A 16,879-nucleotide genomic window follows, 5' to 3' on the forward strand; every position below is an offset into this window, starting at 1 on the left:
CGCTATGGTCGGCGTCGTGGAGTAGAGTAATGGATCGGCCGGGCGAAACCACGCATTTTGGCTTCAAAGACGTTCCCTTGGGGGACAAGCAGACGCTGGTGAACGATGTGTTTCGCAGCGTGGCGTCGCGCTACGACTTGATGAACGATTTGATGTCCGGTGGCCTGCACCGGGTCTGGAAGGACATCATGATCACCGCGCTCGCCCCGCCCAAGGGCGATCGGCCATTCGCGCTGCTCGACGTCGCCGGCGGCACCGGCGACATTTCGTTCCGCGCGGCCAAGGCGGCAGGTCCCGGCTTCCATGCCACCGTCTGCGACATCAATTCCGACATGCTGGCGGTAGGCCGCGAGCGCGCCGCCAAGCGGCATCTCGAAACCCAGGTCGATTTCGTCGAAGGCAATGCCGAGGCGCTCGCCTTCGCCGACCGCAGCTTTGACGCATATACGATCGCTTTCGGCATTCGCAATGTGCCGCAGATCGATCTGGCGCTGCGCGAAGCCTATCGCGTGCTGAAGCCCGGCAGCCGCTTCCTGTGCCTGGAATTCTCTACCGTCGAGATGCCCGGCCTCGACAAGCTCTATGACCTGTTCTCGTTCAAGGTGATCCCGCCGCTCGGCCGCATGGTCACGGGTGACGCCGAGTCCTATCAATATCTGGTCGAATCGATCCGCAAGTTTCCAAAGCCCAACGCCTTCGCCGACATGATCCGCGACGCCGGCTTCGCCCGCGTCGGCTGGCAGACACTGACCGGCGGCATCGTCGCACTGCATTCGGGCTGGCGTTTGTGATCTCTGCCATCACCCACATGTCGCGCCTGATCCGCGCCGCGTTCGTGTTTGCGCGCGAAGGCGTGTTCGGCTCCGTTGATCCGAGTCTGGTGCCGCCGCCCGGGCAGCTCGCGCTGAAACTTGCGCGCCTCATCGAACGGCGCGGTCCAAAGCACGGACCGCGGCTGACGCGGGCGCTGACCCGGATGGGCCCGGCCTATCTCAAGCTCGGTCAGTTCCTCGCCACGCGGCCCGACGTCGTCGGCGTCGTCATGGCCCGTGACCTGGAAAGCCTGCAGGATCGCTTGCCGCCGTTTTCGCAAGCCGAGGCGGAGGCCGCGATCGCGACGTCGCTGGAGCGTCCGCTGACGGACGTGTTCGCGAGCCTCAGCCCGCCGGTCGCAGCCGCCTCGATCGCACAGGTGCATCGCGGCGAGGTCTTGCGCGACGGTGTCCGCAAGTCGGTTGCGGTCAAGGTGCTGCGGCCGAATGTTGCCTCGCGCTTCCGCCGCGACCTCTCCGATTTCTTCTTCGTCGCGAACAAGGCCGAGACCTATTCGTCCGAAGCGCGGCGTTTGCGGCTGATCGAGGTCATCAACACCATGTCGCGCTCGGTCGCGATGGAGATGGACCTGCGGCTCGAGGCTGCAGCGCTGTCCGAGATGGCGGAGAACACCCGCGACGATCCTGATTTCCGCGTGCCGACCGTCGACTGGGACCGCACCACGCACAACGTGCTGACGATGGAATGGATCGACGGCATCGCGCTGAATGACCACAAGCGCCTGAAAGAGGCGCAGGTCGACCTGCCCGATCTCGGCCGCAAGGTGATCCAGAGTTTTCTGCGCCACGCGCTGCGCGACGGATTCTTTCATGCCGACATGCATCCCGGAAACCTGTTCCTGGATGATGCCGGCCGTCTCGTCGCGGTCGATTTCGGCATCATGGGTCGGCTCGGCATGAAGGAGCGGCGCTTCCTCGCCGAAATCCTGCTCGGCTTCATCACCCGCGATTATCGCCGCGTCGCGGAGGTGCATTTCGAGGCGGGTTATGTTCCCGCGCATCATTCGGTCGAGAATTTTGCGCAAGCCATCCGCGCCATCGGCGAGCCGATCCACAACCGCACCGCCGAGGAAATCTCGATGGCGCGGCTCTTGACGCTGCTGCTCGAGGTCACCGGCCTGTTCGACATGAAGACGCGGCCCGAGCTGATCCTGCTGCAGAAGACCATGGTGGTGGTCGAAGGCGTGGCGCGCGGCTTCGATCCCAAGCTCGACATCTGGAAGGTCGCCGACCCCGTAGTGCGCGAATGGATCGAACGCAATCTCGGACCGATTGGCCGGGTGCAGGGCGCGCTGTCCGGCGGCGGCGACCTCGCACGCATCCTGATGCGTCTGCCGGAGATCGCCGCGCGCTCAGTCGCGGTGCTCGAGCAGCTCGAGACCATGACCCAGGAGGGCCTGCGACTGTCGCCGGAGAGCATCGCGGCGATGGGCCGCAGCGAGGGCCGCAAGAACCGCTGGCGTACCGTGGCGCTCTGGATCATCGCCGCGACCTTCATCGGCATCTTGATCGCCGTCCGGAATCTGTGATTGCACTGCAATCATAGATTTGATAGCATCGCTATCATTCTGTGCTGGAGGGCGTCATGGCGAGCCTGACCATCCGCAAGCTCGACGAACACGTCAAAACCTATCTGCGGCTGCGTTCGGCCAAGAATCGCAGGTCGGTCGAGGAAGAGGTCCGGGTCATCCTGCGGGAGCTGATCGAGGGCCGCGAGGAGCCGCTGACGCCGTTTGCGGTGCCGCCCGAGGTATCCCCTGCCCCTGCGGCCCCGCGCACCGGCGCCCTTCCCGAGGCCAGCGTCACCCTGATCATCGGCGGCGGGATCGCGGCCTACAAATCGCTCGACCTGATCCGAAGGCTCAAGGAGCGCCGTATCGAGGTCCGCTGCGTGCTGACCAAGGCCGCGCAGCAATTCGTCACGCCGCTGGCCGTCAGCGCACTCTCGCATGAGCGCGTCTATACCGACTTGTTCGACCCTCAGAGCGAATTCGACGCCGGCCACATCCGGCTCGCGCGCGACTGCGACATGATCGTGGTCGCGCCCGCGACGGCCGACCTGATGGCGAAGATGGCGAACGGCCATGCCGATGATCTCGCCAGCGCGATCCTGCTCGCGACCAACCGCAAGATCCTGCTCGCGCCCGCGATGAATCCGCTGATGTGGAACAACGCGGCCACGCGCCGCAATGTCGGCTTGCTTCAGCGCGACGGCGTGGTGCTGATCGGCCCGAATTCCGGCGAGATGGCCGAAGCTGGCGAAGCCGGAATCGGCCGCATGTCCGAGGCCATCGAGATCGCCGCTGCCGCCGAGCGCCTGCTGCGACCGCCGGTGCCGCGGCCACTTGCCGGCAAGCGCGTACTGATCACCGCGGGCCCGACCCACGAGCCAATCGATCCGGTGCGCTACATCGCCAACCGCTCCTCCGGCAAGCAGGGCTTTGCCATTGCCGCGGCAGCGCAAGCCGCGGGCGCCGAAGTGATTCTCGTCAGCGGCCCGGTCGATCTCGACGATCCCTATGGTGTCACCGTCAAGCATGTCGAATCGGCGCGGCAGATGCTGGAGCAGGTGCAGGCGGCGCTTCCGGCCGACATCGCGATCTTCGCCGCCGCCGTCGCCGACTGGCGGGTCGTCAACGAGGGCGAGCAGAAGCTGAAGAAGACCTCCGCCGGCATGCCGCCGCTGCAGCTGGTCGAGAACCCCGACATCCTCGCCACGATCTCGAAGCTGGCCGACCAGCGACCGCCGCTGGTGATCGGCTTTGCCGCCGAGACCGAGCACCTCATCGACAACGCCAAGTCAAAGCTCGCGCGCAAGGGCTGCGACTGGATCGTCGCCAATGACGTCTCGCCGGCGACCGGTGTGATGGGCGGCGACCGCAACACCGTGCACCTCATCAGCCGCAAGAATGGTGGGAAGAACGGCGAGATCGCGGTTGATTCCTGGCCCGTGATGACCAAGGAACAGGTCGCCATCGAGCTGGTCGCGCATGTCGTGAAAAGCCTGGCCGACACATCGCTGGAGCCCGCATCTTGAGCACGAAAGTCACGGTCGAACTGCAACAGCTGGCCCATGCCGAAGGCCTGCCGCTACCGGCGTATCAGACCCTCGATGCCGCCGGGCTCGACCTGATGGCCGCTGTTCCGGACAGCGAGCCGCTGACGCTCGCGCCCGGCCAATATGCGCTGGTGCCGACGGGACTTGCGATCGCATTGCCAACCGGCCACGAGGCCCAGGTGCGGCCGCGCTCGGGGCTTGCGGCCAAGCACGGCGTCACCGTGCTGAACTCGCCCGGCACGATCGACGCGGACTATCGCGGCGAGATCAAGGTGATCCTGATCAATCACGGTCCGGCGCCCTTCGTGATCAAGCGCGGCGAGCGCATCGCGCAGATGGTGATCGCGCCAATGGTGCAAGCCGCGTTGGTTCCAGTGGCGACGCTGTCGACGACTGATCGCGGCGCCGGCGGCTTCGGCTCGACCGGCCGCTAGTTTTTCACACCTCTCCCGCTTGCGGGAGAGGTCGGCGCAAAGCGCCGGGTGAGGGTTCTATCCTCTGGGGGAGTGCCCCGTTGCGGAGACACCCTCTCCCCAACCCTCCCCCGCAAGCGGGGGAGGGAGCGCACCTGCATCGCGGCAGGCAATCCGCCTGACTCGCTAATGCACGACAGCGCCAGCCGAATCACTCGAAGAACTACCTGGGTTGGAACAACGCTCCCGGCATTTTTGTGTGGCCGCGTTTGCGTTCACGATCTGGACTCTTACCGGTGGAGTCACGGTGAGGGTATTGTCGTTTGATTCGCGCGCGGCGGGGGGAAGTCGCCGTGCGTAAATTCGTGCGGTCTTGGGGCAACTATGTCAGGCGTGATCGTGTCGATGCGTCGGACGCTGCTGTCGTGCACATCGTTGGTGCGCAACGGCCTGTTGGGAACCGCTCTTGCGGCGCTGCTGCCGGCTGCGCCGGCCAAAGCCGCCGATCTCGTCGACACACTCTCGATATTGCTGGACTTCAACCGGCAGGAACTCGCAGTGCTGGCCACTGCGCTGGCTTTGCTCGGCTTCACGGTCTTGGCCGCGATCCTGTTGATGCGCACGCGCGTACGCACGGCAAAGAACGAGACGGGGCTGCGCGCGCGGATCAGGGAACTCCAGTTGCAGGCCGATCGCTACGGCGCGCTGCTGTTCGCCGAACCGCAGGTCTTGATTTCCTGGCCGGCCGGCGACAATCGCGCGCAGATCTCGGGCGACGTCTCCATGGTGCTGCCGCGCGATTCGTCGCCGCAGCGCGTGCTCGCGTTCGGAACCTGGCTACCGCCGGAACCGGCGCTCCAGATGGTTCACGCGGTCGACGCCCTGCGCGAACGCGGTGACGGCTTCCAGCTCACCCTGACCACCGCCAACGGCCATACGCTGGAAGCGATCGGCCGCGCCATCGGCGGCCAAGCCATTGTCAGGATTCGTGAACTCTCAGGCCTGCGCCGCGAGCTGGCCGAAACCAATCTGCGCCAAAAGGCGCTTTCCGATGAGACCGAGATGCTGCGCGGCTTTGCGGCCGCGGCGCCGTGGCCGATCTGGGCCAAGGGTGAGAACGGCGCGCTGACTTTCGCCAATCCGGCCTATGTGCGCGCGACCGAAGCCGCCAGCATCACCGACGCCCAGGAGCGCAAGCTCGAGCTGCTCGACAGCGCCGACCGTGCCGCGATGGAGCGGGGACTAAAAGACGCTGCAAACTTCACAGCGCGGCTGCCCATCGTGACCGGCGGCGAGCGGCGCATCTACGACGTGCGCGCCGTCAATGTCGGCAGCGGCAGCGTCGGCGTCGCCATCGACGCCAGCGAGGCCGATGCGCTGAGCGCGGCGCTGGTGCGGATGGCCGAAGCGCATCGCCGCACGCTCGACCAGCTCTCCTCCGGCGTTGCCGTGTTCGACGGCCAGCGCCGGCTCGCGTTCTACAACGATTCCTACCGGCGGCTGTGGGACCTCGACCGTACCTTCCTGGATGCCAATCCTGACGATTCGAGCGTGCTCGACAAACTCCGGGCCGCGCGCAAACTGCCGGAACAGCCGGACTTCCGCGCCTGGAAGGTCAGGCTGCACGAGGCCTATCGCGCGGTCGAGGCCGCCAAGGACACCTGGTACCTGCCCGACGGCCGCGCGCTCTCCGTCGTCACCACGCCGAACCCCGAAGGCGGCGTGACCTATCTGTTCGACGACGTCACCGAAAGCCTCGAGCTCGCCCGCCGCTTCGACGGCATGATCCGGGTCCAGCGCGAGACCCTGGACAGCCTCGCCGAAGGCGTCGCGGTGTTCGGCAGCAACGGCAAGGCGCAGCTGTTCAATCCGGCCTTCGTCCGGATGTGGAAGCTGTCGAACGATGCCATGCGCGAGGAGCCGCATATCCAGACCGTCGAGGGCTGGTGCCAGCAGCTGGTCGACGATCCCGTCGTCTGGCGCCAGATCCGCGAGGCGATCACCTCGATCGAGAACCGCGCGGACGTGCCGCTCAAGCTGGAGCGCAAGGACGGCAGCGTGCTCGACGGCATGATCCGGCCGCTGCATGACGGCGCGACCATGCTGACATTCCTCGACATCACCGACACCGAGAACGTCGAGCGCGCGCTGCGCGAGCGCAACGAGGCGCTGGAGACGGCCGACCAGATGAAGGTGGATTTCGTCCACCACGTCTCCTACGAGCTGCGCTCGCCGCTCACCACCATCATCGGCTTCGCGCATTTCCTCAGCGACCCCTCGACCGGTCCGCTGACCCCGAAACAGGCCGAATATCTCGACTACGTCACCAAATCGACCAACGCGCTGCTGGCGCTCACCAACAACATCCTCGATCTCGCCACCATCGACGCCGGCGCCATGAAGCTGGAACTCGGCCCGGTCGACGTCAGCAAGACCATCGAGCTCGCCGCCGAGGGCATCCAGGACCGGCTCGCCACCGACCGCATCCGCCTCAAGGTCGAGATCGCGCCCGACGTCGGCAGCTTCATCGGCGACGAGAAGCGCGTGGTGCAGGTGCTCTATAACCTGCTCGCCAACGCCGTCGGCTTCTCGCCGCAGGATTCCACCGTCGGGATCAGCGCACGCCGCACCGAGCGCAGCGTGGTCTTCATTGTGACAGATTCCGGTCCTGGAATACCCGCCGACATGAAGGACAAGGTGTTCAACTGGTTCGAAAGCCGCTCGCAGGGCTCGCGTCACCGCGGCGCCGGGCTCGGGCTGTCGCTGGTGCGCTCCTTCGTCGAGCTGCATGGCGGCAAGGTGCAGGTTGATTCGATCGTCGGCAAAGGCACGGTCGTGATCTGCGACTTCCCGACCGACCAGGCGGCGCATCGCGACGCCGCCGAATGACCGCGCCGGCTACATTCTCCGTCGCGCTTCACAACGAGACGGCCACCGCGCAATTGATGGCCGACCTCGCTTTGCTGGTCGGACCGGGCGACGTCGTCGCGCTCACCGGCGATCTCGGCGCCGGCAAGACCGCAGCGGCCCGCAGCCTGATCCGCTATCTCGCCGGCGACGAGGCGCTGGAAGTGCCGAGCCCGACCTTCACGCTGGTGCAGGGTTATGAGCTGCCGCCGTTTCCGGTGATCCATGCCGATCTCTATCGCGTGGAAGACGAGAACGAGCTCGAGGAGATCGGGCTCTCGCCGCTGCCGGACGCTACGCTGGTGCTGATCGAATGGCCCGAGCGTGCGCCATCGGCGATGCCCGCGGACCGCATTGACATCGCGCTGACGCATCGCCCCGCGCTGGGCTCGAGTGCGCGCGCCGCAGACATCACCGGCTACGGCAAGGGCGCCGTCGCCGTCGCGCGCTTGCAGGCGCTGCGTGAATTCCTCGACGCCTCCGGCTACATCGACGCGACGCGCAAGCGCATGGCCGGCGACGCGTCGACGCGCTCCTATGCGCGGCTGATCCGCGACGACGGCATCGTCATCCTGATGAACTTTCCGCAGCGCCCCGATGGCGCCGCCCTCTACAACGGAAAGTCCTACAGCGCCGCGGTGCATCTCGCCGAAAACGTCAAACCCTTCGTCGCCATCGACGAAGGCTTACGCGCGCAGGGCATCTCCGCGCCCGCGATCCATCATTCCGATCTCGCGCACGGCTTCCTGATCTCGGAAGACTTTGGCAGCGAAGGCGTGATCGAGGGCGATCCGCCGCGACCGATCGCAGAACGCTACGAAGCCGCGACCGACGTGCTCGCCGCGCTGCACGGCAAGACGCTGCCGGAGACGCTGCCGCTGGATGGGCAGACCTACACCATCCCGGTGTTCGACACCGAGGCGCTGCTGATCGAAATCGGGTTGATGCCGGAATGGTATCTGCCCGATCGCAACGCGCCGCTGAGCGAGGTGACGCGAGCAGAATTTTTCGCGATGTGGCGCGAACTGCTGAAAAAGCCGCTGGCCGCGCCGAAGACCTGGATCATCCGCGACTATCACTCGCCCAATTTGATCTGGCTTGGGGAGCGCGCCGGCATCGCGCGCGTCGGCGTGATCGACTTCCAGGACACCGTGCTCGGACCGCAATCGTACGACGTGGTGTCGCTGCTCCAGGACGCCCGCATCGACGTGCCCGAGAATATCGAGCTGACCTTGCTGTCGCGCTACATCAAGACGCGCCGCGCGGCCGACGCCGGCTTCGATCCGGCCAGCTTCGCCGAGCTCTATGCGATCATGTCGGCGCAGCGCAACACGCGCCTGCTCGGCACCTTCGCGCGATTGAACCGCCGCGACGGCAAGCCGCATTATCTGCGCCACCAGCCGCGGATCTGGACCTATCTCCAGCGCTCGCTGGCACATCCGGCGCTTGAGCATCTGCGCGACTGGTACCTCGCCAACGTCCCGCCGCCCGGTTCCTGATTCGAAAGCCCGATTTACCGGCTGTTAGCCATCGCACCGGTATCATCACCCGCAGGCAGCCGGACAAATACGGGGCTGGAGCAAGGGCAGATGGCGGTCAAGACGGACCATCGCGGGAACAGCCGGGTTGTTTTCGAACGCGGGATCGCGGCCCAGATGATGGGCATCGACGGCACCTGGCGGCGCGACTGCACCATGGAGGACGTCTCCGAGAGCGGCGCCAAGCTGACCATCGACGGCTCGGTCGAAGGCCTGCATCTGAAGGAATTTTTTCTGCTGCTGTCGTCCACCGGACTTGCGTACCGGCGCTGCGAACTGGCCTGGGTCAATGGCGACCAGATCGGCGTCAATTTCCTTAAAGTCGGCGACAGAAAGAAAAAGGCGCGTTCCACATCTGTCGGCGCGTGACGGCAACACTCGTCGTACAACCGTCACGGCGGGCCATTAAGGCGGTTGAGATGCGGTGCGGTGGCCTAAGTCCCGTGCTAGGCTTGCTGCGTACGCTTGAAATTCAAGGGTCTGGGAAAGCGAAGGATGTCCGTCAAACCGACCAAAGCCATGGTGCTCGCCGCAGGGTTCGGCCTGCGCATGCGCCCGTTGACGGATAAGATGCCGAAGCCGCTGGTGCCGGTGGCCGGCCAGCCGCTGCTCGACCATGTGCTCGACAAGCTCGGCCAGGCCGGCGTGACCGAAGCTGTCGTCAATGTGCATTATTTGCCGGACCAGATCATCGACCATGTCGCGGGCCGCCAGCATCCGCGCGTCACGATCTCGGACGAGCGCGACCAGGTGCTCGGCACCGGCGGCGGCGTGGTCAAGGCGCTGCCGCTGCTCGGCGACGCGCCGTTCTACCACGTCAATTCCGACACGCTGTGGATCGACGGCGTGCGCTCGAACCTGGCGCGGCTCGCGGAGAACTTCGACCCCGCGCGCATGGACATTCTGCTGCTGATGGCGCCGACGGCAACCAGCATTGGCTATAACGGCCGCGGCGATTACGGCATGCTGGCCGATGGCGCGCTGCGCAAGCGCAAGGAAAAAGAGGTCGTCCCGTTCGTCTATGCCGGCGCGGCCATCCTGTCGCCGTCGATCTTCACTGACGCGCCGACGGGCGAGTTCTCGCTCACAAAAATGTTCGACCACGCCAATGAGCAGGAGCGCCTGTTCGGCCTGCGCCTCGACGGCGTCTGGATGCATGTCGGCACGCCGGATGCGGTGCATGCGGCTGAAGAGGCGTTTCTGGAGAGCGTGGCTTAAGTCGCCCGCTCGTGACGCCGTCGTGCCCCGCCACCGGGTTTCGCCTCCGGCGAGCCCGATGACAGGCTCCGGCGGGGCATCCCGTACGCCGCAGCTTCTCGGCTGAATCTCCACCGTCCCGGGAATACTGGATCATCCGCTTTCGCGGATGATGACACCACCGTTGGGCCGCAAACAGCGGGGACGACTACCCTCCGCCCATATCCATTTGAGTCCACCTCCCTATATTGGCGCCTGATCCCGAATCAGGCAGCTCATGCGCGTTTTCAGCGTTCCAGTCTCAGTTCCGTTCCTGCGCACGGTCGTATCGAGCCTGCTCGATGGCCGGCTGGTCGACGGATTTGAGGCGCGCAAGGAACCGGCGCGGCTTGCTGACGCGACGCTTTATCTGCCGACAAGGCGCGCCATGCGCGTGGTCCGCGAGATCTTCCTCGACGAAATGAAGGCGGACGCCGTGGTGCTCCCGCACATCGTCGCGCTCGGCGACATCGACGAGGACGAGCTCGCGTTTGCCGATGAAGGCGAGCAGTTCTCCGGCGCCACGCCACTCGACATTCCACCGCGGCTCGGTGAGCTCGAACGACGGTTGACCCTGGCACAACTCGTTGCCGCCTGGGCCAAGGGCCCCGTGCTGGCGCCGCTGGTGGTCGGCGGTCCCGCCTCGACGCTGGCGCTCGCCTCCGATCTCGCGCGCCTGATCGACGACATGGTCACGCGCGGCGTCGACTGGAGCGCGCTCGACGGCCTGGTGCCGGACCAGCTCGACCAATATTGGCAGCACTCGCTTCAATTCCTGGGTATCGCGCGCGTGGCCTGGCCCGGTCATCTCGCCGAGATCAACCGGATCGAGCCCGCGGCGCGCCGCGATCTTCTGATTGCAGCGGAAGCCAGGCGGCTGACCGCGCATCCCCATGGTCCCGTGATTGCGGCAGGCTCGACCGGCTCGATGCCGGCGACCGCCAAATTCCTGCATGCGGTCGCCTCACTCCCGCATGGCGCAGTGGTGCTACCGGGCCTCGACACTGATCTCGACGAGGACGCCTGGCGAACCATCGGCGGCGTACGGGATTCGCTCGGCAAGTTCGCCGAGCATCCGGCCTCAAACCATCCGCAATATGCCCTGCACGCGCTGCTGGAGCGCTTTGGCATCAAGCGCAGCGACGTCGATATCCTCCAGCCGCCAGCCGAAGGCGGTCGCGACCTGCTCGCATCCGAATCGATGCGGCCCTCCGCCAAGACGGAATTTTGGTACGACCGGCTGAAGCAGCCGGATGTGGCCGCGAAGATCGCCGGCGGCATGACAAACCTCGCAGTGGTCGAGGCGCCAAACCCCGAGATGGAAGCGCTCGCGATCGCCATTGCCATGCGCGAGGCGCGGCATCTCGACAAGTCGGCGGCGCTGGTGACGCCGGACCGCGCACTGGCGCGTCGGGTGATCGCCGCGCTGACCCGATGGGATCTCGCCTTCGATGATTCCGGCGGCGACGTGCTGATGGAAACCTCCGCTGGCATCTTTGCCCGTCTCGCGGCTGAGGCGGCGACCAAGGGATTGGAGCCGCCGACCCTGCTGGCGATGCTGAAACATCCGCTGTGCCGGCTCGGCCGCGCGCCCGGCGCGTGGAAGACGGCGATCGAGGCCCTGGAGCTGGCGATACTGCGCGGCACGCGCCCGCCGGCAGGCGCGGCAGGCCTGTTGCGCGAGTTCAGCCGGTTTCGCGAAGAGCTTGGGAAGCTGTGGCGGAGCGAAGTTTCTGCGCTCCATGCGGCCGAACCACGGGCGCGGCTAAAAGCGGAAGACCTGGATCGCATCCAGACGCTGATCGATGCCTTGCATAAAGCACTGGCGCCGATCGAGAGCCTGGCGTCGTCAAAGCCGTACGATTTCGCCGAGCTCGCGCACCGGCATCGCGAGATCCTGATCGAGCTGTCGCGCGACGAGCAAGGCATCCCGCTGGCCTTCGAGGAGCGTGAGGGCCTCGCGCTCGCCAGCGCCTTCGACGATCTCTTGCGCGGCGGCACGACCAGCGGATTGATGGTTTCGCTGCCCGAGTATCCGGATGTCTTCCAGACCGCGTTCGGCGATCGCGCGGTGCGGCGGTCGGACAGGCCGGGTTCACGGCTCCACATCTACGGCCCGCTGGAATCGCGCCTGATGCAGGCCGACCGCATCATCGTCGGCGGCCTGATCGAGGGCGTGTGGCCGCCAGCGCCGCGCATCGATCCCTGGCTGAGCCGGCCGATGCGGCACGAGCTTGGCCTCGATCTGCCGGAGCGCCGCATCGGCCTCTCCGCGCACGATTTCGCGCAACTGCTCGGCGCGGATGAAGTGATCCTCACCCATTCCGCCAAGGCCGGCGGCGCGCCTGCGGTGGCCTCGCGATTCCTGCACCGGCTAGAGGCCGTCGCGGGCGACGAGCATTGGAAGGCGGCAGTCAGCGCTGGCGAGAAATACGTGCAGTTCGCAGGCGCGCTGGACCAGCCCGCCGAGGTCAAGCCGGTCAAGCAGCCTGAGCCGCGGCCGCCGCGCGCGACACGTCCGCTGAAAATGTCGGTCACCGAGATCGAGGATTGGTTACGCGACCCCTACACGATCTACGCAAAGCGCATCCTGCGGCTCAACGCGCTCGATCCCGTCGACATGCCGCTCTCGGCCGCGGATCGCGGCTCGGCGATCCACGATGCGCTTGGCGAATTCACCGAGAGCTACGCGACGCGTCTGCCTGACGATCCCGCCCGTGTGCTGCGTGCGATCGGAGAAAAATATTTTGCGCCGCTGCTGGAGCGGCCCGAGGCGCGGGCGCTGTGGTGGCCGCGTTTCCAGCGCATCGCGCGCTGGTTCGGCGAATGGGAGACAGCGCGGCGCGACGCAATCGAGGCGATTACGGCGGAGACCCGCGGCGAGATTTCGATCCCGCTCGATCACGGGCGCAGCTTCCGCCTCTCCGCGCGCGCCGACCGCATCGAGCGCCGCCAAGGTGGCGGCTATGCCATCCTCGACTACAAGACCGGGCAACCTCCGACCGACAAGCAGGTCCGCATGGGCCTGTCGCCACAGCTCACGCTGGAAGCCACGATCCTGCGCGAGGGTGGTTTTCCTGATATCGACGCCGGCTCCTCGGTGAGCCAGCTCGTCTATGTCCGGCTCAGCGGCAACAATCCACCGGGCGAGGAGCGCATCCTCAAGCTCAAGATCAGGAAAGACGACGAGCCGCAGCCGCCGGACACCGTAGCCGCCGAGGCCAGGGCCAAGCTCGAAGCACTGATCCGCGCCTTCGAGGACGAGAACCAGCCTTACACCTCGTTGAACCTGCCGATGTGGACCAACCGCTACGGCGCCTATGACGACCTCGCCCGCATCAAGGAATGGTCGGCCGCCGGCGGACTGGGGATCGAGGAATGGTGAAGTCCCCACGTCCCATCCCCGACGAGGTTCGTGCGCGACAGGCGCGCGCGTCGGACCCGACCGCCTCGGCCTTCGTGTCGGCCAATGCCGGCTCGGGCAAGACGCATGTGCTGGTGCAGCGGGTGATCCGCCTGCTGCTGTCCGGCGTGCCACCGGAAAAGATCCTCTGCATCACCTTCACCAAGGCGGCGGCCGCCAACATGGCCGAGCGCGTGTTCACCACGCTCGGCCATTGGGTGACGCTGGATGATACCGCGCTCGACGCGGCGATCCGCGCGGTCGGCATCCCCCACCCCAACACAAAGCTGCGGCGCGAGGCACGAAAGCTTTTCGCTTGCGCGCTGGAGACGCCCGGCGGGCTGAAGGTGCAGACCATCCACGCGCTGTGCACGCGCCTGCTCCAGCAATTCCCGTTCGAGGCCAACGTGCCGGCGCGTTTCGCCGTGATCGACGACCGCGACCAGACCGACATGATGGAGCGCGCCAATCTCAAGGTGCTGCTCGAAGCCGCGCGCGATCCGGAAAGCGTCACCGGCCGCGCGCTGCTGACCGCAATGGCGAGCGCCGCCGACGTCACCTTCAAGGAAGTCGTGCGCGAGGCCTGTCTGAGCCGCGACCATTTCATGGCCTGGACCGATGAGGCTGGGAGCGCAGGGGCGGCTGCTGAACAAATGGCAGCCGCGTTGGGTGTTGACGCTGGCGACCGCATCGAGGACGTCGAGACGGAGATTCTCGGTGGCCCGTTCCTGCCGCGATCGCGCTGGGACGACATCGCTCTCGCGCTTGATGGTGGCAACAAGACCGAGAAGGACCAGGCCGATTGCTTACGTTCGGCGAAGGCGTTCTCAGGCGGTGCGCAGGTTGATGCTTATCTCGGCGCCTTCCTCACCGACGAAAAAAAGCAACCGCGCAAGACATTGCTAACAAAGCAGTTTTGCAAAGATTATCCATCCGTCGCTCGCCTGTTCGAAAACGAGGCGCAGCGGCTCGACGCGTTGATCGAGAAGCGCCGTGCGGTCACGGTTCGTGACCGCTCCGCGGCCCTCTTGCATATTGCGATTGCCGCCGCGGCAAACTACCGGCGCGAGAAGCAGGAACGCGGGCTGCTCGACTACGACGATCTCATCGACAAGACGCTGGCGATGCTCAATCGTGTCTCTTCGGGCTGGGTGCACTACAAACTCGACCGCGGTGTCGATCACGTGCTGATCGACGAAGCGCAGGACACCAGCCCGCGGCAATGGGACATCGTCGCGCATATCATCTCGGAATTCACCGCGGGCGAAGGCGCGCGCGAGGGCTTGAACCGCACCGTCTTTGCCGTCGGCGACGAGAAGCAATCGATCTTCTCGTTCCAGGGCGCTGAGCCGCGGGAATTCGACGCGCGCCGGCGCGAGCTGCACCGCAAGTTCACCGCGGCCGGGCTGAAATTCGATCCCGTTGCCTTCACCTATTCGTTCCGCTCGGGCGCCGCGATCCTGCATTCGGTCGACCACGTCTTCCGCGAGCCTTCGATCTACAAGAGCATCCATTCGGTCGAGACCGGCCATCCCCTGCACAATGCGCTCAGTGATGCAGGCCCGAGCGTGATCGAGCTGTGGGACTTGGCCGAGGCCGACGACCGGCAGGACATCGAGGGCTGGCGCGCGCCATTCGACGGCGTCGCCATCACCAGCCCCGAGGTCAAGCTCTCCCGCCGCATCCAGACCGAGATCAAGCGGCTGGTCGAGAGCGGCACGCTGACGGGTCATGAAGGCGAACGCCGCCCCTTGCGCTATGGCGACATGCTGATCCTGGTCCGGCGGCGCGGCAATGCGTTCGACGCCGTGATCCAGGCGCTGAAGCATGCGGGCATCCCCGTCGCCGGCGCCGACCGGCTCAAGCTCACCGAGCACATCGCGATCATCGATTTGATGAACCTTGCCGATGCGCTGCTGCTGCCGCAAGACGATCTTGCGCTTGCGGTCGCGCTGAAGAGCCCTCTGTTCGGGCTCGATGACGACGATCTGTTCGCGCTTGCCTGGGACCGCAAGGGCTCGCTGCGCAGCGCGCTCGGCGAGCAGGCGGCCGGAAGCGAGAAATTCGCGACCGCAATGCGGCGACTGGAAGCTTGCGAGGCGCGTGCGCGCGAGGAAACGCCGTTCGCCTTCTATGCGTGGCTGCTCGGAGGCGACGGCGGACGTTCGCGGATCCTGCGCCGGCTCGGGCATGAGGCCAACGACGCGCTCGACGAATTTCTGGAGCTCGCGCTGAACTACGAGCGCAAGGCGCCGGCCTCGCTGCAAGGGTTCATGGCATGGCTGCGCTCGGCCGACACCGAGGTGAAGCGCGACATGGAGATCACGCGCGACGAGGTGCGGGTGATGACCGTGCACGGCGCCAAGGGCCTTGAGGCCTCGGTCGTGTTCATGGTCGACACCACATCGTCACCCTCCGACAGCCAGCGGCTCCAACTGATCCACGTGCCGCGCGGCAATGGCGGCGAGGTGGTGGTCTGGGCTGGCCGCAAGGCAGATGATCCAAAGCCGGTCGCCGACGCACGCAACGCGATGATCGAGGAGACCGAGGACGAATACCGCCGACTGCTCTACGTCGCAATGACGCGCGCGGCCGATCGGTTGATTGTCGGCGGCTGCCTACCGGGCAACAGGAAGACGGTCCGCAAGCGGAGCTGGTACGATCTGATCGAGACCGGATTGTCGGGCTCGGGTCTTGAGAAGCAGACAACCGAGACGCCGCTTGGCAAGGTGACGCGATTCACCCGACCGGGGGATGTCGCGGCGCAAGGTACGCCTGCGACCTCGGCGGACCAGACCATCGCGGTGCCGTCCTGGCTGCGCACGCCGGCCCCCCGCGAGACCGTCGACGAGGACTCGGTGCGTCCCTCAGGTCAAACTGCCGAGGAAGGCCGCGCGGTGCGCACCGGCGAATCGGTGCAGTCGCGCGCGCTGGCGCTGCAACGCGGCACGCTGGTGCACCGGCTGCTGCAATCCCTGCCCGACATCGCCACCGAGCGCCGGCGCGACGCCGCGCTGGGCTTCATGGCGCGCAATGCCTCGGACTGGAGCGAGACTGACCGCGTGGCACTTGCCGACAAGGTGCTCGCCCTGATCGCCGAGCCGCGTTTCGCGTCCGTCTTTGCCACGGGCAGCCGGGCGGAGGTCGCCATCGTCGGCCGGCTGGAGCGGCCGGGCCGCACCCCGGCGCTGGTGTCGGGGCAGATCGACCGGCTGGTCGTTCGTCCGGATGAGGTCCTCATCGTCGACTTCAAGACCAACCAGGTCGCTCCCAGGAGCGCGGCCGAGGCGCCCGCCGCCTATGTCCGTCAGCTCGCGCTGTACCGGGCGGTGCTGACCCGGCTTTATCCCCAAAAGCCGATCCGCGCTGTTCTGCTCTGGACCGAGGCCCTTGAATATATGGAGATTTCAGCCCCCGCGCTGGACGCGGCGCTGGCATCCCTTCATGTCGACGTGAGCGTCCTTGACCCGGCAAGGAGCCGTTCATAGGTT

At 66.2% G+C, this 16,879-nt stretch carries 10 protein-coding genes; all 10 read left to right on the top strand.

The annotated features are described in order from the left end of the window. The first annotated feature begins 29 nt into the window (after positions 1 to 29). Positions 30 to 791 (top strand): bifunctional demethylmenaquinone methyltransferase/2-methoxy-6-polyprenyl-1,4-benzoquinol methylase UbiE, encoded by a 762-nt coding sequence (ubiE, locus tag ACPPVR_RS00365; RefSeq protein WP_426612341.1) that lies wholly within the window; start codon positions 30 to 32, stop codon positions 789 to 791. Beyond that, positions 788 to 2,362 (top strand): 2-polyprenylphenol 6-hydroxylase, encoded by a 1,575-nt coding sequence (gene ubiB / locus ACPPVR_RS00370; RefSeq protein WP_426612342.1) that lies wholly within the window; start codon positions 788 to 790, stop codon positions 2,360 to 2,362. Before ubiE ends, ubiB begins: the two co-directional genes overlap by 4 nt. A gap of 56 nt (positions 2,363 to 2,418) precedes the next feature. Next, positions 2,419 to 3,870 (top strand): bifunctional phosphopantothenoylcysteine decarboxylase/phosphopantothenate--cysteine ligase CoaBC, encoded by a 1,452-nt coding sequence (gene coaBC / locus ACPPVR_RS00375; RefSeq protein WP_426612343.1) that lies wholly within the window; start codon positions 2,419 to 2,421, stop codon positions 3,868 to 3,870. After that, positions 3,867 to 4,325: a dUTP diphosphatase gene (dut, locus tag ACPPVR_RS00380; RefSeq protein WP_426612344.1), complete on the top strand. Its 459-nt coding sequence runs from the start codon at positions 3,867 to 3,869 to the stop codon at positions 4,323 to 4,325. Before coaBC ends, dut begins: the two co-directional genes overlap by 4 nt. A gap of 363 nt (positions 4,326 to 4,688) precedes the next feature. Then, the gene (locus ACPPVR_RS00385) at positions 4,689 to 7,193 is read left to right on the top strand and encodes an ATP-binding protein (protein ID WP_426612345.1); all 2,505 of its coding nucleotides are present in this window, start codon (positions 4,689 to 4,691) and stop codon (positions 7,191 to 7,193) included. Beyond that, complete coding sequence (tsaE, locus tag ACPPVR_RS00390; protein WP_426612346.1) at positions 7,190 to 8,710, top strand: tRNA (adenosine(37)-N6)-threonylcarbamoyltransferase complex ATPase subunit type 1 TsaE; 1,521 nt, start codon at positions 7,190 to 7,192, stop codon at positions 8,708 to 8,710. The genes ACPPVR_RS00385 and tsaE overlap by 4 nt, the downstream gene beginning before the upstream one ends. A 90-nt stretch (positions 8,711 to 8,800) precedes the next feature. Beyond that, a complete protein-coding gene (locus ACPPVR_RS00395; protein ID WP_426612347.1) occupies positions 8,801 to 9,118 on the top strand; it encodes a PilZ domain-containing protein in 318 nt (105 codons plus the stop codon). A gap of 126 nt (positions 9,119 to 9,244) precedes the next feature. After that, positions 9,245 to 9,967 (top strand): nucleotidyltransferase family protein, encoded by a 723-nt coding sequence (locus tag ACPPVR_RS00400; RefSeq protein WP_426612348.1) that lies wholly within the window; start codon positions 9,245 to 9,247, stop codon positions 9,965 to 9,967. Positions 9,968 to 10,223: 256 nt separating this feature from the next. After that, on the top strand, positions 10,224 to 13,370 hold the full coding sequence (addB, locus tag ACPPVR_RS00405) for a double-strand break repair protein AddB (protein WP_426612349.1): 3,147 nt from the start codon (positions 10,224 to 10,226) through the stop codon (positions 13,368 to 13,370). After that, positions 13,364 to 16,876 (top strand): double-strand break repair helicase AddA, encoded by a 3,513-nt coding sequence (gene addA / locus ACPPVR_RS00410; RefSeq protein WP_426612350.1) that lies wholly within the window; start codon positions 13,364 to 13,366, stop codon positions 16,874 to 16,876. Before addB ends, addA begins: the two co-directional genes overlap by 7 nt. Positions 16,877 to 16,879: the final 3 nt, after the last annotated feature.

The organism is Bradyrhizobium sp. McL0616, from assembly GCF_049993385.1.
In the GTDB taxonomy this organism is placed as follows: domain Bacteria; phylum Pseudomonadota; class Alphaproteobacteria; order Rhizobiales; family Xanthobacteraceae; genus Bradyrhizobium.

What these genes read in the sequence shown, in the direction of transcription:
- addB (WP_426612349.1), top strand. Translation starts at nt 10,224, where the DNA reads ATGCGCGTTTTCAGCGTTCCAGTCTCAGTTCCGTTCCTGCGCACGGTC.
- addA (WP_426612350.1), top strand. Translation starts at nt 13,364, where the DNA reads ATGGTGAAGTCCCCACGTCCCATCCCCGACGAGGTTCGTGCGCGACAG.
- ACPPVR_RS00385 (WP_426612345.1), top strand. Translation starts at nt 4,689, where the DNA reads ATGTCAGGCGTGATCGTGTCGATGCGTCGGACGCTGCTGTCGTGCACA.
- tsaE (WP_426612346.1), top strand. Translation starts at nt 7,190, where the DNA reads ATGACCGCGCCGGCTACATTCTCCGTCGCGCTTCACAACGAGACGGCC.
- ACPPVR_RS00400 (WP_426612348.1), top strand. Translation starts at nt 9,245, where the DNA reads ATGTCCGTCAAACCGACCAAAGCCATGGTGCTCGCCGCAGGGTTCGGC.
- coaBC (WP_426612343.1), top strand. Translation starts at nt 2,419, where the DNA reads ATGGCGAGCCTGACCATCCGCAAGCTCGACGAACACGTCAAAACCTAT.
- ACPPVR_RS00395 (WP_426612347.1), top strand. Translation starts at nt 8,801, where the DNA reads ATGGCGGTCAAGACGGACCATCGCGGGAACAGCCGGGTTGTTTTCGAA.
- ubiE (WP_426612341.1), top strand. Translation starts at nt 30, where the DNA reads ATGGATCGGCCGGGCGAAACCACGCATTTTGGCTTCAAAGACGTTCCC.